The organism is Amycolatopsis sp. TNS106 (genome assembly GCF_019330265.1).
In the GTDB taxonomy this organism is placed as follows: domain Bacteria; phylum Actinomycetota; class Actinomycetes; order Mycobacteriales; family Pseudonocardiaceae; genus Amycolatopsis; species Amycolatopsis lurida.
The window spans coordinates 7,827,656-7,847,548 of the sequence record NZ_CP024972.1 but is presented as its reverse complement, the minus strand read 5'-3'; the positions used below and the strand labels follow the sequence as shown (position 1 = coordinate 7,847,548).

Genomic DNA, 19,893 nt, shown 5'->3' with positions numbered 1-19,893 from the left:
AATCACTGCGCGTGAAGGCCCCCTTCCCTCGGCTGAGCCGAGGGAAGGGGGCCTTCACGCGCAACTGGCTTCAGTACAGACCGGCCGAGTAGGCGGCAGGGGCGTAGTAAGCCTCCAGGTCGGCCATGCTGTCGTCCGGCCGTTCGAAGGTCTTCGCGATCGCCGCCCGCGACGGCAGCGCGCCGGGCGCCCAGCTCTCCGGCGACCACAGCTTCGACCGCATGAACGCCTTCTGGCAGTGGTGGAAGATCTCGTCGATGTCGACGACCAGCGCGAGCTTCGGCCGGTTGCCCTTCACGACCATGTCGTCGAAGAACGGTGCCTCCCGCACGAGCCGCGCGCGGCCGTTGATCCGCAGCGTGTCGCCGCGGCCGGGGATCAGGTAGATCAGCCCGACGTGCGGATTCGACAGCACGTTGCGGAACCCGTCGGCGCGCCGGTTGCCGGGGCGCTCCGGGATGGCGATCCGCGTGTCGTCCAGTACCAGGGTGAACCCGGCCGGGTCGCCCTTCGGCGAGACGTCGCAGGTGCCGTCGGCCGCCGACGTCGCGATCAGCACGAACGGTGACTCCGCGAGCCACTGGCGGTCCATCTCGTGCAGCTTCGGGCGCGCCTTGTTCGCGGTCCGTTCCAGCGGCGGCGGCAGGATCTCGCGCAGCTCGGCTTCGGTGGTGACTTCGACGAACTCAGACAATGTTGTGCTCCCTCGTCACGGCCCGGTCGCCGGCGAACCGGCGGACGTCGAGCCCGCTGATGTCGATGGCCGGGACCCGCCCCAGGTAGAGGTCCCGCACGAGCTCCCCCACCGCCGGGCCCATCTGGAACCCGTGCCCGGAAAAGCCGGTGGCGTAGAAGAACCGCGACAGGTGGACGCTTTCCCCCACGATCTGGTTGCGGTCGGGGGTGACCTCGTACAGCCCGGCCCAGCCGCCGCGGATCCCCGCGTCGAGCACCGCGGGCACCCGGCGCGCGGCGATCTCGGCGAGTTTCGGCAGCCACTCGCCCGGCTGATAGCGGGTGTCGAAGCCGGGGTCGCCGTCACCGTCGCAGAAGGACATCGCCAGGCCGAGACCCTCGCGATGGAAGTAGAAGGCGGACGGCATCTCGATGGTCAGCGGCACGGATCCGGGCAGCTCCGCGACCGGGCCGGTGAACACGACCTGCCGCCGGTACGGCCGCACCGGAAGGTCGACACCGGCGAGTTCCCCGATCCGGCCCGACCACGCGCCCGCCGCGCAGACCACCGCTTCCGTCCGCACGAAACCGGCACCGGTCCGGACGCCGGTGATCTCGTCGCCGTCGCGTTCGATCCCGACCACCTCGACACCGGTCCTGAGCACCGCACCTTGCCCGCGGGCCGCCCGCGCGTAACCCTGGACGGCGGAGTCCGGGGTCGCCTTGGCGTCGTCCGGCGACCACAGCGCCGCGACGACGCCCTCGGTGTCGATCAGCGGGGAGAGCCGCCGCGCTTCGGCGGGCTCGACGAGACGGCTGCGAACGCCGTACGAGTTCTGCAGTTCTGCGCAGCGTTCGAATTCGGGCAGGTCCGCGGGGTCGGTGACCAGGTACAGGTAGCCGTCGCGGCGGAAGTCGATCTCCGTCCCGTACGTCTCGGCGAAGGAGGCGTACTCGGCCAGCCCGCGCAGCCCGATCTCGATGTTGACCCGGGTGGTGAACGAGGACCGGATCCCGCCCGCCGCCTTCGCCGTCGAGCCCGCGCCCAGGATGTCGCGTTCGAGCAGCAGGACCGAGACCCCGGCGGCGGCCAGCCGGTATGCGCAGCTGACCCCGATGATGCCGCCGCCGATCACGACGACGTCGGCGCGTTCAGGAAGTGGCTCCATGCGGGTCCCCGATCCGTTCGTCCTCGGGCGGCGGTCCCGGCGGCGTGCCGTCGCCGAACGGGCGCCCGCCCAGCTGCTCCCGGTGGTGCGGCGTCGTCCAGCCGGACAGGTCCGGTCCCAAAGGGACGATCCGCGTCGGGTTCACCTGCTCGTGCACCGCGTGGTAGTGCCGCTTGATGTGGTCGAAGTCGACGGTGTCACCGAAGCCCGGCGTTTGGAAGAGGTCGCGGGCGTAGGCCCACAGCACCGGCATTTCGGTCAGTTTGTTCCGGTTGCACTTGAAGTGCCCGTGGTAGACGGCGTCGAAGCGGACGAGCGTGGTGAACAACCGGATGTCCGCTTCGGTGATCGTGTCACCGACGAGGTAGCGCTGCTTTTCCAGCCGCTCGGAAAGCACGTCCAGCATGGCGAAGAGCCGGGTGTAAGCGTCCTCGTACGCGGCCTGTCTGGTCGCGAACCCGGCTTGGTAGACGGCGGCGTTGACATCCGCGTGGACGCCCACGTTGACGTCGTCGATCTCGCCGCGAAGTCGCTCTGGGTAGAGGTCGGGCGCGCCAGGCCGGTGGAGGCTGGTCCATTCGGTGGACAGATCTAGGGTGATCCGCGGATAGTCGTTACTCACCAGCCGTTTGCTCGGAATGTCCACAATGGCCGGAACGCTGATCCCGCCCATGTAGTGCGGATCGGCCGCGTGATAGGCCTCGGCCAGGTACTTGATGCCGAGCACCGGATCCCGGTCATCGGGATCGAGGGTGAACCGCCAGCTCTTCTCGTCCTGGATCGGGTCGGCCACGGCCACGCTCAGCGCGGACTCGAGGCCGAGCAGCCGCCGGACGACCAGGGCGCGGCCGGCCCAGGGACAGGCCCGGCTGACCACCAGCCGGTATCTCCCCGCCTCCACCGGCCAGCCGTCGCGGCCGTCGGCGGTGACACGCGCGTCGAAATGGTTGGCGGACCGACGGAACTCACCCGTCTGCGGATCGGTCGGGATCGTCATGTGAGCCACCCTAAAGCGTGAGAAGGTGGTTTCGGTGTGCGTAGACTCTGGCACCCGGCGTGCTCGCACGCCGCCGCGCGGAAGGTGGTCCGACGATGCCGTTCATGCCCGTGACCGATTCGATGTTCCTTCTCGTGGAAACGCGCGAACATCCGATGCACGTCGGCGGACTGCAGCTGTTCAAGAAACCCGAGGGCGCGGGCCCCGACTATCTGCGTGACATCCGCAAGAGCATGCTCGAGTCCGACAACATGCGCTCGGTGTTCCGGCGCCGTCCCGCCCGGCCGGTCAACACCGCGGGGCACGTCGCGTGGGCGACCGACAACGATCTCGAACTCGACTACCACTTCCGGCATTCGGCGCTGCCCCAGCCCGGCCGGATCCGCGAGCTGCTGGAGCTGACCGGCCGCTGGCACAGCACCCTGCTCGACCGGCACCGTCCGCTGTGGGAGATCCACCTGGTCGAGGGCCTGCAGGACGGCCGGTTCGCGATCTACAGCAAGATCCACCACGCGCTGATGGACGGCGTCTCGGCACTGCGGCACCTTCAGGGCACGCTGTCGGACGACCCGTTCGACCTCGACTGCCCGCCGCCGTGGGGGCGCCGCGCCAAACCGGACGGCGCCCGCAACGGCAAGGCGTCGCCCTCGGTGTTCAGCACCTTCGGCAAGACGGTGAACCAGCTCGCCGGCATCGCGCCCGCCGCGATGAAGGTGGCACGGGAGGCGTTCCAGGAGCACACGCTCACGCTGCCGTCACAGGCGCCGAAGACGATGTTCAACGTTCCGATCGGCGGGGCCCGCCGGTTCGCCGCGCAGTCGTGGTCGCTGGACCGCGTGCGCAGGGTGGCGACCGCCGCCGGGGTGTCGCGCAACGACGTCGTCCTCGCGATGTGCTCGGGCGCGCTGCGGGACTACCTGATGGAACAGAACGCGCTCCCCGACGCGCCCCTGACCGCGATGGTCCCGGTTTCCTTGCGGCGCAAGGACAGTGGGGACGCGTCGGGGAACAACATCGGCGCGCTGCTGTGCAACCTCGCCACCCATCTGACCGATCCGGCCGCCCGGCTGGCCACGATCAACGCGTCCATGCGGAACGGCAAGAAGCTCTTCTCGGAGCTGACCCCGCTGCAGACGCTGCTGCTGTCGGGCATCAACGTCGCCCAGCTCGGCGTGTCCCCGATCCCGGGTTTCGTGAACAACACGAAACCGCCGTTCAACCTGGTGATCTCCAACGTGCCGGGGCCGCGCAAGCAGATGTACTGGAACGGCGCGGCGCTCGACGGCATCTACCCGGCGTCGGTACTGCTGGACGGGCAGGCGCTGAACATCACGCTGACCAGCAACGGGGACAACCTGGACTTCGGCATCACCGGCTGCCGCCGGAGCGTGCCGCATCTGCAGCGCATCCTGACCCACCTGGACACCGCGCTCGCCGAACTCGAACACGCGGTCTCCCCGCCCCGCGTCCAGTCCTCTGGACGGCTGTATCCAGAGGACTGAACGCGCCGGGGTCAGCTGCCGTCGGAGACGTAGATGGCGCCAGGGGTGATCGTGTACAGCTGGCCGTCCGGGCCGGCGGTCGCGTCGCGAGTGCGGCCGAGGTTGGTCCAGAGCTTGCCGCCGTTGCCGTTCAGGTCGAGCTTGTACGTGCCGCCCTTCAGCGAAGCCATGTACAGCGAGCCCTTGTAGGCCGCGAGCCCGCTCGGCGTCGCCGAGGACGTCGGCCAGGACTTGACCGGGTTGGTCATCCCGGCCGTGTTGCACGGGCCCTCGCAGGTCGGCCAGCCGTAGTTCTTGCCGGGCTCGATCTTGTTCAGCTCGTCGAGCCGGTTGGCGCCGATGTCGGAAACGTACAGCTGGCCGTTCGCCCAGGTCAGGCCCTGGACGTTGCGGTGGCCGTAGGAGTAGACGCGGCTGTTGAACGGGTTGCCGGGCGCGGCCGCGCCGTCGGTGGTGACCCGCAGGACCTTGCCGCCGAGCGAGTTCTTGTTCTGCGCGTTGGCGCCGTTCTGGCCGTCGCCGGTACCCGCGTAGAGGTAGCCGTCCGGGCCGAACCTGATCCGCCCGCCGTGGTGGTACTGCGAACCGCGCGGGATGCCGGTGACGATCGGCGTCGGTGCCTGGCCCAGCTTCAGCTTGGCGATGCGGTTGTCGGAACTGGTCGTGTAGTAGATGAAGACCGTCTCGTCGGTGGCGTAATTCGGCGAGACGGCGATGCCGAGCAGACCGGCCTCCGCGGTGACGCTCACCCCGGGGACGGTCTGGACCGTGGTGACCTTGCCCGCCTTGTCGATCTTGCTGATCGTCCTGGCGTCCTTCTGCGTGAAGACACCGGTGCCGTCGGGCAGGAAATCGATCGACCAGGCTTGGTTGAGGCCGCTCGCGAGCTGTCTGATCGCCTGGATCGACGGCGCTTCGGCGGCCGCCGGGACGGCCGCGATCGACACGGCCGTCGCCGCGGCGAACGTGACGGCGAGAGTACGACGTAAGGACATGGGACGCCTCCTTCAGCTACACCCCTGGAGCTCGGATGGCGGCGGTAGGCGGGTGGTCGGGGTGCACCCGTCGAGTTGGATAGAAACACACAACGGAACGAAACGGACACCACTGGACGGGCTATCGGACCCACCGGCCGTTAACCGTTGTGTGCGCCGAGCGTGACGGCCCGCCCCGGTCGATCGGCCATAGGTAGGAAACTTTACAAAATACCGCCGGAAGTCGGTCCTTACGTCTGGTCAGAATCGGCGACGCGCTTCTAGGGTGACGGTGGCTCGGCCCTGTTCGATCCCATGTGGACGTTAGGAGCGGAAATGATCGAGGAATGGACCACCCCCGACTTCGTCGAGTACGAGACCCCCATGGAGGTCACCGCCTACGCGGCCCGCATGGAGGACTGAATCCGCATCCGGTGGTGGGGGCCGTCCCCCACCACCGCCGCCGTCCCGATCAGCGAACACCCGGAGGCTGCACGGTGTCCCTCATGTCGTCGTCGGAGTTCATCGCGGCGTTGCGCGGGCTTTCGGACCGCTATTGGGGCACCCACCCGTTCCACGTGCGGATGCACGAAGGCGACCTGTCCGCGCGCGAGCTGAAGATCTGGGCCGCGAATCGCTGGTACTACCAGTGCGTTCTCCCGCAGAAGGACGCGGCGATCATCAGCAACTGCCCGTTGCCGGAGATCCGCCGGGAATGGCTCGACCGCATCGTCTACCACGACGGGACGAAGGCCGGAGACGGCGGAATCGAGCGATGGCTCCGGTTGTGCGCCGCGGTCGGGCTCGACCGCGAAGAGGTTCTCGATCAGCGGCACGTCGCCCCCGGCGTCCGGTTCGCCGTCGACGCCTACGTGAATTTCGCCCGCACGAAACCCTGGCTCGAAGCGGTCGCCTCGGGGCTGACCGAAATGTTCGCCGGCCATCTCATGCAGCGGCGAGTCGCCGACATGCTGGCGAACTATTCGTGGATCGCGCCGGAGGATCTGGCCTATTTCACGAATCGCATCGACAAGGTGTCCGGTGAGGGCAAGGGGACGCTCGACATCGTCGTGCGGCACGCCGTCACCCGCGAGCAGCAGGAGAAGGCGATCGCCGCGCTGTCGTTCAAGACCGACGTGCTCTGGTCGATGCTCGACGCCATCGAGCGCGCCGCGGCCAAGGAGCAGTGATGACCGTCCTCGAACCGGGCTCGGTGCCGCGGCTGCGGCGCGGAGTCCGGCTGAGTTACGACCAGACCAGGGAAACGCACGTCCTCCTGTTCCCCGAGGGTGTGCTCGTCCCGAATCCGACCGCCGCGGCCGTGCTTTCCCTCTGCGACGGCGTCGTGGACGTGGCGGGAATCGCTTCGGCGTTGCGCGAACGCTACACCGGTGTGCGCGAGGAAGAGATCCTGGACGTCCTGTCCCGGCTGGGAGAACGGCGGATCGTCGAATGGACCTGAAAACCGCGGCGCCGCCACTGGGCATGCTGGCCGAGCTGACCCATCGCTGCCCGCTGCATTGCCCGTATTGCTCGAATCCGGTCGAGCTGATCGCCCGTGACGGCGAACTGTCCACAGAGGAATGGCGGTCCGTGCTCACCCAGGCGCGGGAACTCGGCGTGCTCCAGGTGCACATGTCCGGCGGCGAACCGCTCGCCAGGCCGGATCTGCCCATCCTGGTCGAACACGCCACGAAACTGGGGTGCTACGTCAATCTGGTGACGTCCGGGCTCGGACTGACGGAGTCCAGATTGGACGATCTCGTCGAGCGCGGCATCGCGCATATCCAGCTGTCCGTCCAGGGCGCGACCGCCGAACGCGCGGACCGGCTCGCCGGAGCGCGGGCACACGACCATAAGCTGGTCGCCGCCGCACTGATCAAGAAGGCCGGACTGCCGCTTTCGGTGAACGTCGTCCTGCACCGGCAGAACCACGATCAGCTCGCCGGGATCATCGACCTGGCCGAGGAAATGGGCGCGGACCGGCTCGAACTGGCCAACACGCAGTACTACGGCTGGGCCCTGCGCAACCGTGACGCCCTGATGCCGACCCGGCGCCAGCTCGACGAGGCCGAGCCGATCGTGCGCGCGGCCACCGAACGCCTTCGTGGCCGCATGGAGATCATCTACGTCGTCGCCGACTACTACGAGAAGTACCCGAAACCGTGCATGTACGGCTGGGGCGCGCGGCAACTGACCGTGGCGCCGGACGGGAACGTGCTGCCGTGTCCCGCCTCGGCGGCGATCGAGACGCTGGCATTCGACAACGTGCGGGACAAGCCGCTGGCGTGGATCTGGTACGAATCCGGTTCCTTCAACGCCTACCGCGGCGAGGACTGGATGCCGGACACCTGCGGCACCTGCGAACGGCGCGCGATCGACTTCGGCGGCTGCCGCTGCCAGGCGTTCCAGCTCACCGGTGACGCGTCGGCGACGGATCCGGTGTGCTCACGTTCCCCGCATCGAAAGGTCGTCGACCTCATCCTCGCCACACAGGCGAAAACGGACGAACTCGTGATGCGGACGGCACGATGAGGGTGATCCTGCTCGGCACCGCGGCGGGCGGCGGTTTCCCGCAGTGGAACTGCGCCTGCGCCCTGTGCGTGTCGGACGCGCCGCCGCGGACACAGGACTGCGTGGCGGTGAGCGCGGACGGCGAGGGCTGGTACCTGCTCAACGTGTCACCGGACATCCGCGCGCAGATCCTCGCCACCCCACCGCTGCGCGCCGGGCCGGGGCCGAGGGAGATCCCGCTGCGCGGAGTGCTGCTGACCGACGCCGAACTCGACCATTCACTCGGCCTGCTTCTTCTGCGGGAAGCGGGCGGCCTGCCCGTGTGGGCACCGGACGCCGTGCTCGGCGCCTTGTCCGAGCAGTTCCCCGCGCGGTCGATCATCGACGGATACGGCGGCTGGGACTGGCTGCCGTCGTCGAAGGTCGCCATCGACGGGCTGCGGGTGAGCGTGCTTCCCGTGAGCGACAAGCGGCCGAAGTACGCCCGTTCGTCCACTGAGGACGGTCCATGGGTGGTGGCGTACCGGATCGAAGACGTCCGGACCGGCGGCGTTTTCGTTTACGCGCCTTGTTTGAAGAGCTGGCCGGACGGATTCGACGACTTCACCCGCGATGCCGGACTGGTACTGCTGGACGGGACCTTCCACGCGCCGGATGAGATGTCGGACGCCGCCGCGGCCGAAGCCGGCGCTCAGCTGGCTATGGGTCATCTTCCGATCACCGGCAGCCTGGCGAAGCTCCGGCCCGGCCCTCGGTGGGCGTACACCCACCTGAACAACACGAACCCGGTGCTCGATCCCGCGTCGCCCGAACACGCCGCCGTACTGAACGGCGGCGCCTCGCTTCCCTTGGACGGTACCGAATTCAAGCTTTAGGCGACACCTTCGGGGCTCGCGCCCGACACGAGAACGGCGTCGGCGGTGAGCCGATCGATCTCCGCGAGATCGTCCGTGGTCAGGTCGATGCCGGCGGCGGCGAGACTGGCCTCGATGTTGGCCGCCTTCCGCGCGCCCACGATCGCGACGTGCACACCCGGCTGGGCGAGCGTCCACGCGATCGCCAGTTGACTGACGGAGATTCCCTTGCCCGCCGCGAATTCCTTGAGCCGGTCGACGACGGCGAGATTGTGCCGGAAGGTCTCGCCGGTGAACGCCGACGATCGTGACCGCCAGTCGCTCTTCTCGAACGTCGTCTCCGGCGTGAAGGATCCGGTCAGCAGTCCGCTGCCCAGCGGGCTGTACACGAGCACGCCGATGTCGTTCTCGCGCGCGTACGGGAGAGGGTCGGTTTCGATGTCGCGGCGGAGCAGGTGATACGGCGGCTGCAGGGTTTCCACGGGCCGGATCCTGTCGAAGGCGGCCAGCCCCGCGGCGTCGTAGTTCGAGACACCGACGTGCCGGATCTTCCCCGCGTCGACGAACTCCTGAAGGATCCCCGCCGTCTCCTCGGCCGGAGTGCTGGGGTCAGGCCAGTGGATCTGGTAGAGGTCGATGTGGTCGACGCCGAGAAAGCGGAGGCTGTCCTCGATGCCCTGGGCCAGCCACTCGCGCCGCGAGTCGCGCGGCCGTTCGGAACGCGGCTTGATGCCGCCCTTCGTGGCGATGACGAGGCTGTCGCGGTCGCGCTTGAGTCCTTCACGCAGCGCCTTCCCCAGCATCGCTTCGGACTTCCCGAACCCGTAGGCCTGTGCGGTGTCGAAGAAGTTCACGCCGAGTTCGCGGGCGTGATGGATCGCCGCGATCGCCGCGTCCTCGTCGAACGAACCCCAGTCCCCGCCGAGTTGCCAAGTGCCGAAAGCGATCCTCGACACCTCGAGGCCGCTCCTGCCCAATGTCGTCGTACGCATCCCTCCAGCAGAGCACAGACATCGGATCACCGCACCGGATCTCCCGGCCAATGAAACCCCCAAATAACTGTTTGACGGTTGGCGTCCCGGCAGCCGATACTCGGCTCATGTCCGAGTCCCCCGGCCTCGACGGGTTGCGTGTCCTCGCCCATCCCGTACGGCTGCGCATTCTGTCGCTTTTGACCGGTGTCGCGATGAGCGCGGCCGAAGCCGCGCGCGAACTCGGTGAGACACAAGCGAATGTCAGCTATCACCTGCGACGGTTGCACGAAGCCGGCCTGCTGGACGTCGCCGAGGAGGTCCGGATCCGGGGCGGCCTGGCGAAACGCTACCGGCACGATCCGGAGTCCGGATCGCGGTTCACGTCGGCGAATCCGCGGGAAGAACAGCTTCTCATCGCGACGATGGCCGAAGAACTCAAGCGCCGCAGCGAATTCCGCGTTCCCGGCAAGCCGGGGTCGACGAGCGACGCGGAGATGTGGGTCGACCGCGAGACCTGGAAGAAGGCGCTCGAACACGCTCGCGAACTGAGCGACCTCCTGCACTCCGCCGCGAAACCGCCCCGCACCCGGGGCACGATCCCGGTCAGCGCGACGGTCTCGCTGTTCGAAATGAGGCGACGGTGACGTCCCTGCGCGAACCACTGCGCCATCACAACTTCCGCTGGCTGATCGGCGGCCGCACGTTCGGGGAGTTCGGCAACGCCGTCGCCCCGCTCGCGCTCGCGTTCGCGGTGATCGACCTGACCGGTTCGGCCGTCGACATCGGCATCGTCGTCGGCGCGCGATCCGTGGCGAGCGTGGTCCTGCTGCTGTTCGGCGGGGTGCTGGCGGACCGGCTACCGCGGTCGGTGATCCTGCAAGGCACCGAAATCGCCGCCACGGTGACCCAGGCGGTCATCGCGGCGAGTGTCCTTTGCGGATTCGCGTCGATCCCGCTGCTGGTCGGCCTGAGCGTGGTCAACGGCGCGGTGGCCGCGATCTCCGCCCCCGCGTCGGCGTCGCTCACCCCGCTGACGGTGCCCGCCACCCTCCTCGCGCAGGCCAACGCGCTGGCGAGGCTGTTGTCGAACTCCGGCCGGATCGCCGGCGCCGGGCTCGGCGGCATCCTGGTCACCGCGGTCGGCCCCGGCTGGGCGCTCGGCGGGAACGCGCTGCTGTTCCTCGGCTCCGCCCTGTCCTACCGGTGCATCCGCCTCAGCCGCCGGGAACGGATCCCCGGCAGCCGCCCGCTGGCGGAACTCGTCGAAGGCTGGCACGAGTTCCGGTCGCGCACGTGGGTGTGGGTCGTGGTCGTGCAGTTCATGGTGGTGAACGCCGTCATCGCGGGCGGGATCGCGGTGCTCGGCCCCGTCGTCGCCGACAGCACTTTCGGACGCTCCGGCTGGGGATTCGCCCTCGCCGCGCAGACGATCGGCTCGCTCGTCGGCGGGATCCTCGTGGCCCGATGGCAGCCGCGCCGCGCACTGTTCGTCGGCGTCGCGGTGATCCTCTTCGAAGCGCCGCCGCTGATCCTCCTCGGCCAGGCTCCCTTGCTGCCGCTGCTGCTGGCGGCCATGTTCGTCTCCGGGCTGGCGATCGAGCAGTTCGTGGTCGCGTGGGACGTCTCGCTGCAGGAGAACGTGCCCGAGGACAAACTCGCGCGCGTCTACTCCTACGACATGCTCGGTTCCTTCATCGCCCTGCCGCTCGGACAGATGGCGGCCGGACCCGCCGCGCAGCACTTCGGGGTCAGCACGACACTGCTCGCGTGCGCCGCGCTGGTCGTAGCGGCCACCGCTCTCGCGCTGTGCAGCGGCCAAGTGCGCGGGCTCGTCCGGAAGTCCCACGCCGCGCAGCCCTGATCCCCCGCCCCCGAAAGTGGTAGCAAAGGTCCCTTGCTCCCTTTCCGCAGGTCACGGCCAGGGACGAACCTCCTCGAGGAGCTTCGCGACCGCGAGGACCAGATCGTCGGAGTGCCGCGGGCCGACGATCTGCAAGCCGACCGGGAGACCGCGTGAGGTGCGGCCCGCCGGAACACTGATGGCGGGCTGCTGGGTCATGTTGAACGGATAGGTGAACGGCGTCCAGTCCGGCCAGCCGCTCAGCCCGCTGCCCGGCGGCACCTCGTGCCCTGCCTCGAAGGCGGGAATGGGGAGAGTCGGCGTGATCAGCACGTCGTAGCGCGTGTGGAACTCGCCCATCAGGATGCCCAGCGCGGCCCGCTCGGCGTTGGCGCCGAGGTAGTCGCTCGCCGAGAAGGTCTTGCCGAGTTCCCACACCTTCCGCAGCCCGGGATCGACCTTCGTCTCCGAACCGGCGGGGAAGGTGTCCAGCCACTTGGCCGCCCCCGTCGACCACAGGATGTCGAAGGCCGCTTTCGGGTCGGTGAAACCGGGATCGGTCTCTTCGATGTGCAGGCCCGCGTCGCCCAGCGACCGGACCGCCGACTTGACGATCTCCGCCACCTCCGGGTCGACGTCGACGTAGCCGAGCGTCGGCGAGTAGGCGGCGATCAGCCCGCGCACGTCCCGGCGGACGGCCTCGCGATAGGTCGAGACCGGTGGCGCGAGCGCGGCCGGGTCACGGTGGTCCGGCAGGGCGAGGACGTCGAGGAGCAGCGCCGTGTCGTCGACCGAACGCGCCATCGGGCCGGCGTGCGAGAGCGGGCCGAACGGACTCGCCGGGAACAGCGGGATCCGGCCGTGCGTCGGTTTGAGCCCGACGATTCCGCAGAACGAAGCCGGGATCCGGATTGAGCCGCCGCCATCGGTGCCGACGGAGAGTTCGCCCATCCCCGCCGCGACGGCCGCGGCGCTGCCCCCGCTGGACCCTCCCGCCGTCGTCGACGGGTCGATCGGGTTGCGGGTGATCCCGGTCAGGGTGTTGTCGGTGACGCCCTTCCACGCCAGTTCCGGCGTCGTGGTCTTTCCCAGCAGCACCAAGCCGTTCTCACGCAGCCGCGCGGTGACCGGGCTGTCGACGTCCCACGGCTGGTCTGGGTCGATGCACCGCGAACCACGCAGCGTCGGCCAGCCCTGGGTCAGGAACATGTCCTTGATCGAGGCCGGGACGCCGTCGAGCCAGCCGATCGGATTGCCGTCGCGCCAGCGGATCTCGGACGCTTTCGCCTGTTCGAGCGCGCCGTCGGCGTCGACCAGGCAGAAAGCGTTGGTCTCGCCGTCGCGTTCTTCGATGGCCCGCAAGGCGTTCTGAGTGGCCTCGACCGGCGACAGCTCTCCGGTGGCGTACGCGGCGACGAGCTCGCTCGCGGTCAACTTGGTGTCGTTCAATCCGGCCCCTAACCTTGGCGAAGCGTCTCCGACGGCACGTACCCGAGCTGCTTGTCCACGACGTTGCGCAGTGGCTCCCCCGCGCGCCAGCGACGGAAGTTGTCCGCGAACACCTCTACCAGAGTATTACGCCAGCCGACGAAGTCACCCGACATATGCGGCGAGATCAGCACGTTCTCCATAGTCCACAAAGGACTATCGGAGGGGAGCGGCTCGGTGTCGAAGACGTCGAGCGCCGCGCCGCCGAGCGGCCCGTCCCGCAGTGCGCCGATCAGATCCGAGGTGACGACCAGCTCGCCTCGGCCGACGTTGACGAACCGCGCGCCGGGCTTCATCGCGGCGAAGGTCTCGGCGTCGAACATGCCCTTCGTCTGCTCGGTCAGTGGCGCGACCGCGACGACGTAGTCCGCCCCGGGAAGATGACGGGCGAGGTCCGAGGACGCGTACACGTCTCCGAAGTCGGGGTCGCCCTCACGAGGACGGCGCCCGACGCCAGCCACGGACATCCCGGCCGCCCGCAGCATCCGCGCGATCGACCGGCCGATCGGCCCGGTGCCGACCACGAGGACCCGGCGGCCGGAGATCCGTTCACTCTCCCGGTGCTTCCACTGCTTCTGTCGCTGCAGGTCCCACGAACGGACGAAATCCTTGGCGAACGCGAGGACGACTCCGAGGACGTACTCGGCTATCGCCCCGTCGAACACCCCGCGGGAGTTGGTGAGCACGACGTCGCTCTCCTGCAGCCCCGGGAACAGGACGGGGTCGACCCCCGCGCTGGCGATGTGCAGCCAGCGCAGTTTGTCGGCCGCGTGCCAGGCGCCCGGGACGGCGGTCGAAAGGAAGTCGTAGACGAAGAACGCGTCGGCTCCGGATAACGCGTCGGCCAACCCGGCCTCGCCGGTGTAACGAACCACCGCTCGGTCTTCGATAGCGCGCATGTCCGGTGGGCGCGTGTCTCCGCAGAGCACCGCCAGCACAGGGGTCTCCGAGGCGATCACGTTGACACCGTAAAAGTGGCTCGTATGATTGTCAACAATCCGAGGAACGACCCCCGGAGCACCGGACTGTGACAGCAGACGTTTCCGGAGGCTGAGACTTGGATTTCGACTTACTGGAGTTCGAAGGCCCGTTGGCGCAGCGCGGTATCGGCGTGATCGCCCCCTTCGACCTGGCCCTGGAACGCGAGCTGTGGCGCTGGGTGCCCATGGAGGTTTCCCTCCATCTGGCGCGGACGCCGTACGAGCCCGTGCCCGTCAGCATGGAGATGGCCCAGCTCGTCAGCGACAGCAGGCATCTCGCCGCCGCCACGCGGGACGTGCTCCACGTCGAGCCCGAAGTCGTCGCCTATCTGTGCACCTCCGGCAGTTTCGTCAACGGTGTGGACTACGAACGCTCACTGACCAAGGCGATCTGCGACGCGGGCGCGACGGACGCCGTCACCACGTCCGGCGCGCTGGCGGAGGTCCTGCACCAGCTCGACCTCCACCGGGTCTCGGTGCTGACGCCCTACGACGGCGACCTGACCGGGAAGCTGCACGACTTCCTGGCCGAACTCGGCGTCCGCACCGTCTCCAGCGACCATCTCGGCCTGGGCGGCGGCATCTGGAAGGTCAGTTACCGGACCATCGCCGAGCGCATCCTCGCCGCCGACCACGCCGACGCCGAAGCCATCTTCGTCAGCTGCACCAACCTCCCCACCTACGATCTGATCGAGCCACTCGAAAGCGCGCTCGGCAAACCGGTCCTCACCGCGAATCAGCTCACCATGTGGGCCTGCCTCCGGCGGATGAACCTGCCGATCGTCGGGCCCGGCAAGTGGCTCCGGGAGGTCGACTGACCTCTTCGCCTACGATTGTCGACAATCTGCCCTCCGGAGGTTCCGTGCCCATCACGCCGTTCGCCTCGCCCGAGCCGCCGTCCGAGACGACCACCATCGGGTTCATCTACCCCGATCACGCGGCCGAAGACGACTACCCGCTCGCGGAACAGCTCCTCGGCGGGGACATGGCCGGGATCAAGCTGCCGGTCGAGCACATCTACGGAACCGATCTGCACGCCGTGCCGGAGCTCTTGGACCTCGGTAGCGAAAGCCGGCTCGCCGACGGCGCCGCGCTCCTGGCCAAACACGAACCCGACGCGGTGGTGTGGGCGTGCACCAGCGGCAGCTTCGTCTACGGCTGGGAAGGCGCCCGTGACCAGGCCGACCGGCTGGCCGCCGTCGCCGGTGTCCCGGCGTCGAGTACGTCCTTCGCCTTCGTCAACGCCGCACGGGCGCTCGGTGTCCGGCGGGTCGCGGTCGCCGCCAGTTACCCGGACGACGTCGCCCGGCTGTTCGTCGAGTTCCTCGGCGCGGGCGGAGTCGAAGTGGTCGCGATGGGCAGCGCGGACATCGACACCGCCGCCGAGGTCGGCGAACTCAGTCCGGAAGCCGTCGTCGAGCTCGCGATGAGCCGGGACCACCCCGCCGCCGACGCGCTGCTCGTCCCCGACACCGCCATGCGGACGCTCAGCGAGATCAACACACTCGAAACCAGGCTCGGCAAGCCGGTGCTGACCGCCAACCAGGTCACCGTCTGGGAAGGTTTGCGGCTCACCGGGAAGTCGCCGCTCGTCCGCACACTGGGCGCGCTGTTCGGGAGAAGGAGCAACTGAGCCATGTCCTTGCCGGATATCGAGCCGGTCAGCCGGGAGTCGACCGCCGGGATCATCGCACGGCAGTTGCGGGACGCGATCATGACCGGCGCCCTCCCTCCCGGCACCCAGCTCGGTGAAACGGATCTCGCCTCCCGGTTCCAGGTTTCGCGGGGTCCGCTGCGCGAGGCGATGCAGCACCTCGTTTCCGAAGGACTCCTGCGCAGCGAGCGCCACCGCGGCCTGTTCGTGATCGACCTCGAGCCCGGCGACGTCTACGACATCTACTCGGCGCGTTCGGCCATCGAGCGCGCCGCAATGCTGCGGGCACTGCGCGGGGACAGGGAACGGGTCGCCACCGAACTCGAAGAGGCCGTGCGCGCCATGGCCACCGCCGCGGACGACGACGACCCCACGGCGCTCTCCTGGGCGGACCTCCGTTTCCACGAAGCGTTGATCGCCGCTTCGGGCAGCAAGCGGCTCGTGCGCATGGCCAGGACCTTGCTGATCGAGACGCGGATGTGCCTCACCGCACTGCAGGCGACCTACCAGCAGGTCGAGGAACGGGTCACCGAACACACCAGGATCATCGAAGCCCTGCGGGCCGGCGACGAAGAGACCGCACTGTCGCTGCTGGAAGCCCATATGGAAGACGCCGTCCAGCGGCTGGCCCCGGGAACCAGCCTGCGGGAAGGCGAAGCTCCCGCGGTGCCTTAGGGATTCAGCCACGGCCCCGCACCCCCAGCACCGGCTGGCCGCCCGTCCCGCCGCGGAACTCCCTGTCCCACGGCCAATTGCCGCGCTCGTCCTCGTAGACCAGTTGCAGCGCGCGGAATTCGTCGCCGTACAGGAGAACGGCGGTGAGCAGGTGCGCCGGCGGCGAACTGAGCGGGACGACCTCGAACGACGGCCATCCGACCGCGGCGGGCAGCACCTCACCCGCCTCCGGCGGTCCGGACCGCACCACCTGCTGGGCGAAATAATTCAGCAGTTGCCCGGATCTTCGCTCTCTCAGGCCGGTGACGACGAGCTCCGGCAGCCCGGCATCGGTGAGCCCGACCGTGTACGCGAAACCGGGTTGGACACTTCCGCGCTCGACCGTCTGCACCATCCAGCCGTACTTCCGGATCAGCGGACGGACCTCCTCGACGAGGTAGTCGTCGCGGGTCTTCCCGGGGTTGTCGCAATGCCAGCACATCGGTGCTCCTCCAGTCGTCGAATCCGATGACCGGCACTGTGCACCGGGGCACCGACAAAAACTCACGGCCCGAGGTGGCGTGCAGGCGGCGAACGGGCTTTAATGCCCGCTTTCGCGCCGAGATTCTCCTTTCAGGGCAACATTTTCACCTTGTTTGAGAAAATTCACCGAGAGCATGATCGCGCGCTGAACCACCTGGGCCCTCGCGGAAAGCCGAGTTCACGGGCCGGCGGCCCCGATGCCACATCTGGAGCGCGACTCGACAGTCAGCCAGGTTCCCAATGTCGCATTCGAGACGCTGAGTGTCCCTAATGCGACATTGGGAACACGAACCGTGGATGCTCTACTCGTAACACCACTACAGCCTTAACTCCCTTGAGTGCGCGAAGGCTCCTTCTCTGCGCTTAACGCAAAGAAGGAGCCTTCGTGCACTCAAAAGTCATGAATGTACCGTTCATGACATCCGGGACTTGACACGCCGCTATGCGGATGGGTCAAGATAGAGCGGCGACCACCGCGGACCCGAGTTCGGCGGTGGTGGACTTCCCGCCGAGATCGGGGGTTTGCACGGCCCCCTCCTCGAGAACCTTTTCCACCGCCGCGCGTACATCCTGTGCCGCAACGGTTTCCCCGAGATGGTCGAGCAGCATCGCTCCCGCCAGAATCTGCGCCACCGGATTCGCGATGCCCTGACCGGCGATGTCGGGAGCGCTGCCGTGCACCGCCTCGAACATGGAAGGGAGCTCACCGGTCGGATTGATGTTGCCCGAAGGCGCCATCCCGAGCCCGCCCGTCACGGCCGCCGCCAGGTCGCTCAGGATGTCGCCGAACAGATTGGAAGCCACCACGACATCGAGCCGGTCGGGCGCCTGCACCATCCGGGCGGCGAGCGCGTCGACATGGCACTGCTCGGCGTGTACGTCCGGGTATTCCGCGGAGATTTCGGCGAAGATCTCGTCCCAGAAAGGCATGGAGTGGATGAGGCCGTTGGACTTGGTCGCCGAACAGACCCGCCCCGTGCGCGTCTTCGCCAGTTCGAAGGCGTAGCGGATGATCCGCTCCACCCCGACCCGCGTGAACACGGATTCCTGTAAGACGAACTCGTTCCCCAGCCCCCGATTGTGCCTGCCGCCGATCTCCGAGTACTCGCCCTCGGAGTTCTCCCGGACGATCACCATCTCCAGTTCTTCGGCGCCGCGGCCCGCCAGAGCCGACGTCGTCCCCGGCAGCAGCCGGACCGGCCGGAGGTTGACGTACTGACTGAACGCGCGCCGGACCGGAATGAGGAGACCCCACAACGACACATGGTCCGGGACACCGGGAAAGCCGACGGCGCCGAGAAAGATCCCGTCGAAGGCCGAAAGCTGCTCGATCCCGTCCGCAGGCATCATCGAGCCGGTTTTGGTGTACCGCTCACAACTCCAGTCGAACTCCGTCCAGGACAAGGAGAAGTCATGTGATGCCGCCGCGCGGTCGAGGACCTTGCGGGCCTCGACCGTCACGTCCACGCCGATTCCGTCGCCGGGAATGCTCGCGATCCGATAGGAGGTCCCTGCTCGAGAAATCACAGAGCCACCGCGATGTACTTGGTCTCGAGGAACTCGTCGATGCCGACGCTGCCGCCCTCGCGGCCGAGCCCCGACTGCTTGATCCCGCCGAACGGCGCGGCAGGATTCGAGACCAGTCCCTGGTTGAGGCCGATCATGCCGGCTTCCAGCCGTTCCGAAACCCGCAGTGCCCGCTTGAGATCGGAGGTGTACACATAGGACACGAGGCCGAATTCGGTGTCGTTCGCCGCCGCGATGGCCTCGTCCTCGCCGTCGAACGGAGTGATCGGGGCGACCGGCCCGAAGATCTCCTCCGAAGCGAGCCTGGCGTCCTTGGGAACGTCGGTGAGCACCGTGGCCTGATAGAAGTTACCCGGGCCGTCCACTGTGGATCCACCGGTGAGAACGCGCGCTCCTCGCTCGGTGGCGTCGGCGACCAGGCCGCTGACCTTCTCGACGGCGGCTTCGTCGATGAGGGGGCCGACGACGACACCCTCCTCGGTGCCACGTCCCATCGGCAGGGCCTCCATGCGCTCGGTGAGGCGCCGGGAGAACTCGTCGACGATGCCTCGCTGGACGTAGAAGCGGTTCGCGGCCGTGCAGGCCTCGCCGATGTTGCGCATCTTCGCGGTCATCGCGCCTTCGATCGCCGCGTCGAGATCGGCGTCTTCGAAGACGAGGAAGGGGGCGTTGCCGCCGAGTTCCATCGAAGTGCGGAGCACCTTGTCCGCGCACTGTTCCAGCAGCTTCCGTCCGACGCCGGTCGAGCCGGTGAAGGACAGCTTCCGGGCGCGGCCGTCGCGGATCAACGGTTCCATCACGCCGCCGGAGTCCGACGTCGTGAGCACGTTCAGCACACCTTCCGGCAGTCCCGCCTCGGCGAGGATCGCCGCGAGGGCCAACATCGAAAGGGGGGTCTGCGCAGCGGGTTTGATGACCATCGTGCAACCTGCCGCGACGGCGGGCCCGATCTTGCGGGTACCCATCGCCATGGGGAAGTTCCACGGCGTGATCAGCAGGCACGGCCCGACGGGCTGCTTCGTCACGAGGAATCGGCCCGAACCGTTGGGGGCGACGGCGTAACCACCGTCGATCCGGACGGCTTCCTCCGCGAACCAGCGGAAGAACTCGGCCGCGTAGGTGATCTCGCCCTTCGACTCCGCGAGCGGTTTGCCCATCTCGAGGGTCATCAACAGTGCGAGTTCGTCGGCGCGCTTGATCAGCAGCTCGTAGGCTCGGCGCAGGATCTCACCGCGTTCGCGCGGGGCGACGTTCGCCCAGTCGGCCTGTGCCGCGACGGCCGCGTCGAGTGCGCTGACGCCGTCCGCCGGTGACGCGTCGGCCACCTCGCACAGGGCTTCGCCTGTCGAGGGGTCGAGAACGGGGAAGGTCTTCCCGTCCGTGGCGGGCACCCACTTGCCGCCGATGAACAGTTCCTTGCCGACCGACGTGACGACGCCGGCCTCACTGATCGAGCTCATCCCAACGCTCCTCCATGTTGTCCCGACCGCCATGCTATGGATATTGTCAACAATCGACAACAGCTCAGCCGACCTAGGAGCGCAGCCC

Annotated in this window: 21 protein-coding genes; 11 read left to right on the top strand and 10 right to left on the bottom strand. The window is 68.1% G+C overall.

What is annotated here, in order from left to right:
• Positions 1-70 precede the first annotated feature (70 nt).
• Genes CVV72_RS36290 through CVV72_RS36280 form a run of 3 tightly spaced genes read right to left on the bottom strand, consistent with a single transcriptional unit; the run spans position 71 to position 2,841 of the window.
• The gene (locus CVV72_RS36290) at positions 71-694 is read right to left on the bottom strand and encodes a pyridoxamine 5'-phosphate oxidase family protein (protein ID WP_219148702.1); all 624 of its coding nucleotides are present in this window, start codon (positions 692-694) and stop codon (positions 71-73) included.
• Positions 687-1,844 carry an FAD-binding oxidoreductase gene (locus CVV72_RS36285; protein ID WP_219148701.1) on the bottom strand — a complete coding sequence of 386 codons (1,158 nt, stop codon included), beginning with the start codon at positions 1,842-1,844 and terminating at the stop codon, positions 687-689. Before CVV72_RS36285 ends, CVV72_RS36290 begins: the two co-directional genes overlap by 8 nt.
• Positions 1,828-2,841, bottom strand: coding sequence for a glutathione S-transferase family protein (locus tag CVV72_RS36280; RefSeq protein ID WP_219148700.1), 1,014 nt, complete (start codon positions 2,839-2,841; stop codon positions 1,828-1,830). Before CVV72_RS36280 ends, CVV72_RS36285 begins: the two co-directional genes overlap by 17 nt.
• Before the next feature lie 95 nt (positions 2,842-2,936).
• Between CVV72_RS36280 and CVV72_RS36275 the strand changes: the two genes are divergently transcribed.
• The gene (locus CVV72_RS36275; RefSeq protein WP_219148699.1) at positions 2,937-4,343 is read left to right on the top strand and encodes a wax ester/triacylglycerol synthase family O-acyltransferase; all 1,407 of its coding nucleotides are present in this window, start codon (positions 2,937-2,939) and stop codon (positions 4,341-4,343) included.
• 11 nt (positions 4,344-4,354) lie between these two features.
• Here CVV72_RS36275 and CVV72_RS36270 read toward each other — a convergent pair whose 3' ends face one another.
• Positions 4,355-5,338, bottom strand: a complete 984-nt coding sequence (locus CVV72_RS36270) for a sorbosone dehydrogenase family protein (RefSeq protein WP_219148698.1) — start codon at positions 5,336-5,338, stop codon at positions 4,355-4,357.
• A 294-nt stretch (positions 5,339-5,632) separates the two neighbouring features.
• Between CVV72_RS36270 and pqqA the strand changes: the two genes are divergently transcribed.
• From pqqA to pqqB, 5 genes are all read left to right on the top strand, one after another.
• Positions 5,633-5,740 carry a pyrroloquinoline quinone precursor peptide PqqA gene (pqqA, locus tag CVV72_RS36265; protein ID WP_126735666.1) on the top strand — a complete coding sequence of 36 codons (108 nt, stop codon included), beginning with the start codon at positions 5,633-5,635 and terminating at the stop codon, positions 5,738-5,740.
• 83 nt (positions 5,741-5,823) lie between these two features.
• Complete coding sequence (gene pqqC / locus CVV72_RS36260; RefSeq protein WP_219148697.1) at positions 5,824-6,507, top strand: pyrroloquinoline-quinone synthase PqqC; 684 nt, start codon at positions 5,824-5,826, stop codon at positions 6,505-6,507.
• On the top strand, positions 6,507-6,779 hold the full coding sequence (gene pqqD / locus CVV72_RS36255) for a pyrroloquinoline quinone biosynthesis peptide chaperone PqqD (protein ID WP_219148696.1): 273 nt from the start codon (positions 6,507-6,509) through the stop codon (positions 6,777-6,779). The genes pqqC and pqqD overlap by 1 nt, the downstream gene beginning before the upstream one ends.
• Entirely contained in the window at positions 6,770-7,852 is a 1,083-nt protein-coding gene (gene pqqE / locus CVV72_RS36250) for a pyrroloquinoline quinone biosynthesis protein PqqE (protein WP_219148695.1), read from the top strand. Before pqqD ends, pqqE begins: the two co-directional genes overlap by 10 nt.
• Entirely contained in the window at positions 7,849-8,706 is an 858-nt protein-coding gene (pqqB, locus tag CVV72_RS36245; protein WP_219148694.1) for a pyrroloquinoline quinone biosynthesis protein PqqB, read from the top strand. The genes pqqE and pqqB overlap by 4 nt, the downstream gene beginning before the upstream one ends.
• Here the strand turns inward: pqqB and CVV72_RS36240 are convergent.
• Positions 8,703-9,641 carry an aldo/keto reductase gene (locus CVV72_RS36240; RefSeq protein ID WP_255632374.1) on the bottom strand — a complete coding sequence of 313 codons (939 nt, stop codon included), beginning with the start codon at positions 9,639-9,641 and terminating at the stop codon, positions 8,703-8,705. The two genes, pqqB and CVV72_RS36240, sit on opposite strands and share 4 nt — an antisense overlap.
• Before the next feature lie 143 nt (positions 9,642-9,784).
• Here CVV72_RS36240 and CVV72_RS36235 point away from each other — a divergent pair, with 143 nt between their 5' ends.
• Positions 9,785-10,303, top strand: a complete 519-nt coding sequence (locus CVV72_RS36235; RefSeq protein WP_219148692.1) for a transcriptional regulator — start codon at positions 9,785-9,787, stop codon at positions 10,301-10,303.
• Positions 10,300-11,520: an MFS transporter gene (locus tag CVV72_RS36230; protein ID WP_219148691.1), complete on the top strand. Its 1,221-nt coding sequence runs from the start codon at positions 10,300-10,302 to the stop codon at positions 11,518-11,520. Before CVV72_RS36235 ends, CVV72_RS36230 begins: the two co-directional genes overlap by 4 nt.
• 51 nt (positions 11,521-11,571) lie before the next feature.
• Here CVV72_RS36230 and CVV72_RS36225 read toward each other — a convergent pair whose 3' ends face one another.
• Together CVV72_RS36225 and CVV72_RS36220 are read right to left on the bottom strand one after the other, a co-directional pair.
• Positions 11,572-12,948 carry an amidase gene (locus tag CVV72_RS36225; RefSeq protein ID WP_219148690.1) on the bottom strand — a complete coding sequence of 459 codons (1,377 nt, stop codon included), beginning with the start codon at positions 12,946-12,948 and terminating at the stop codon, positions 11,572-11,574.
• 8 nt (positions 12,949-12,956) lie between these two features.
• Positions 12,957-13,946 carry a D-2-hydroxyacid dehydrogenase gene (locus CVV72_RS36220; protein ID WP_219148689.1) on the bottom strand — a complete coding sequence of 330 codons (990 nt, stop codon included), beginning with the start codon at positions 13,944-13,946 and terminating at the stop codon, positions 12,957-12,959.
• Between the two features lie 98 nt (positions 13,947-14,044).
• On the opposite strand from CVV72_RS36220, the gene CVV72_RS36215 reads away from it, so the two are divergent.
• The 3 genes from CVV72_RS36215 to CVV72_RS36205 are packed head-to-tail and all read left to right on the top strand — an operon-like array spanning position 14,045 to position 16,296.
• A complete protein-coding gene (locus tag CVV72_RS36215; protein ID WP_016336992.1) occupies positions 14,045-14,785 on the top strand; it encodes a maleate isomerase in 741 nt (246 codons plus the stop codon).
• 44 nt (positions 14,786-14,829) lie between these two features.
• Positions 14,830-15,600, top strand: coding sequence for a maleate cis-trans isomerase (locus CVV72_RS36210; protein WP_219148688.1), 771 nt, complete (start codon positions 14,830-14,832; stop codon positions 15,598-15,600).
• 3 nt (positions 15,601-15,603) lie between these two features.
• Positions 15,604-16,296 carry a GntR family transcriptional regulator gene (locus CVV72_RS36205; RefSeq protein ID WP_125673879.1) on the top strand — a complete coding sequence of 231 codons (693 nt, stop codon included), beginning with the start codon at positions 15,604-15,606 and terminating at the stop codon, positions 16,294-16,296.
• 4 nt (positions 16,297-16,300) lie between these two features.
• Here CVV72_RS36205 and CVV72_RS36200 read toward each other — a convergent pair whose 3' ends face one another.
• The 3 genes from CVV72_RS36200 to CVV72_RS36190 form a co-directional block, all read right to left on the bottom strand.
• Positions 16,301-16,777 carry a DUF4262 domain-containing protein gene (locus tag CVV72_RS36200; protein WP_219148686.1) on the bottom strand — a complete coding sequence of 159 codons (477 nt, stop codon included), beginning with the start codon at positions 16,775-16,777 and terminating at the stop codon, positions 16,301-16,303.
• A 494-nt stretch (positions 16,778-17,271) separates the two neighbouring features.
• Positions 17,272-18,345 (bottom strand): tartrate dehydrogenase, encoded by a 1,074-nt coding sequence (locus CVV72_RS36195; protein ID WP_219148684.1) that lies wholly within the window; start codon positions 18,343-18,345, stop codon positions 17,272-17,274.
• Positions 18,342-19,805, bottom strand: coding sequence for an NAD-dependent succinate-semialdehyde dehydrogenase (locus CVV72_RS36190; RefSeq protein ID WP_219148682.1), 1,464 nt, complete (start codon positions 19,803-19,805; stop codon positions 18,342-18,344). Before CVV72_RS36190 ends, CVV72_RS36195 begins: the two co-directional genes overlap by 4 nt.
• Between the last annotated feature and the right edge of the window lie 88 nt (positions 19,806-19,893).

Coding starts and splice junctions, on each gene's coding strand:
- pqqC (WP_219148697.1), top strand. CDS start 5,824: ATGTCGTCGTCGGAGTTCATCGCGGCGTTGCGCGGGCTTTCGGACCGC.
- CVV72_RS36235 (WP_219148692.1), top strand. CDS start 9,785: ATGTCCGAGTCCCCCGGCCTCGACGGGTTGCGTGTCCTCGCCCATCCC.
- CVV72_RS36275 (WP_219148699.1), top strand. CDS start 2,937: ATGCCGTTCATGCCCGTGACCGATTCGATGTTCCTTCTCGTGGAAACG.
- CVV72_RS36200 (WP_219148686.1), bottom strand. CDS start 16,777: ATGTGCTGGCATTGCGACAACCCCGGGAAGACCCGCGACGACTACCTC.
- pqqE (WP_219148695.1), top strand. CDS start 6,770: ATGGACCTGAAAACCGCGGCGCCGCCACTGGGCATGCTGGCCGAGCTG.
- pqqA (WP_126735666.1), top strand. CDS start 5,633: ATGTGGACGTTAGGAGCGGAAATGATCGAGGAATGGACCACCCCCGAC.
- pqqB (WP_219148694.1), top strand. CDS start 7,849: ATGAGGGTGATCCTGCTCGGCACCGCGGCGGGCGGCGGTTTCCCGCAG.
- CVV72_RS36280 (WP_219148700.1), bottom strand. CDS start 2,841: ATGACGATCCCGACCGATCCGCAGACGGGTGAGTTCCGTCGGTCCGCC.
- CVV72_RS36285 (WP_219148701.1), bottom strand. CDS start 1,844: ATGGAGCCACTTCCTGAACGCGCCGACGTCGTCGTGATCGGCGGCGGC.
- CVV72_RS36190 (WP_219148682.1), bottom strand. CDS start 19,805: ATGAGCTCGATCAGTGAGGCCGGCGTCGTCACGTCGGTCGGCAAGGAA.
- CVV72_RS36270 (WP_219148698.1), bottom strand. CDS start 5,338: ATGTCCTTACGTCGTACTCTCGCCGTCACGTTCGCCGCGGCGACGGCC.
- CVV72_RS36205 (WP_125673879.1), top strand. CDS start 15,604: ATGTCCTTGCCGGATATCGAGCCGGTCAGCCGGGAGTCGACCGCCGGG.
- pqqD (WP_219148696.1), top strand. CDS start 6,507: ATGACCGTCCTCGAACCGGGCTCGGTGCCGCGGCTGCGGCGCGGAGTC.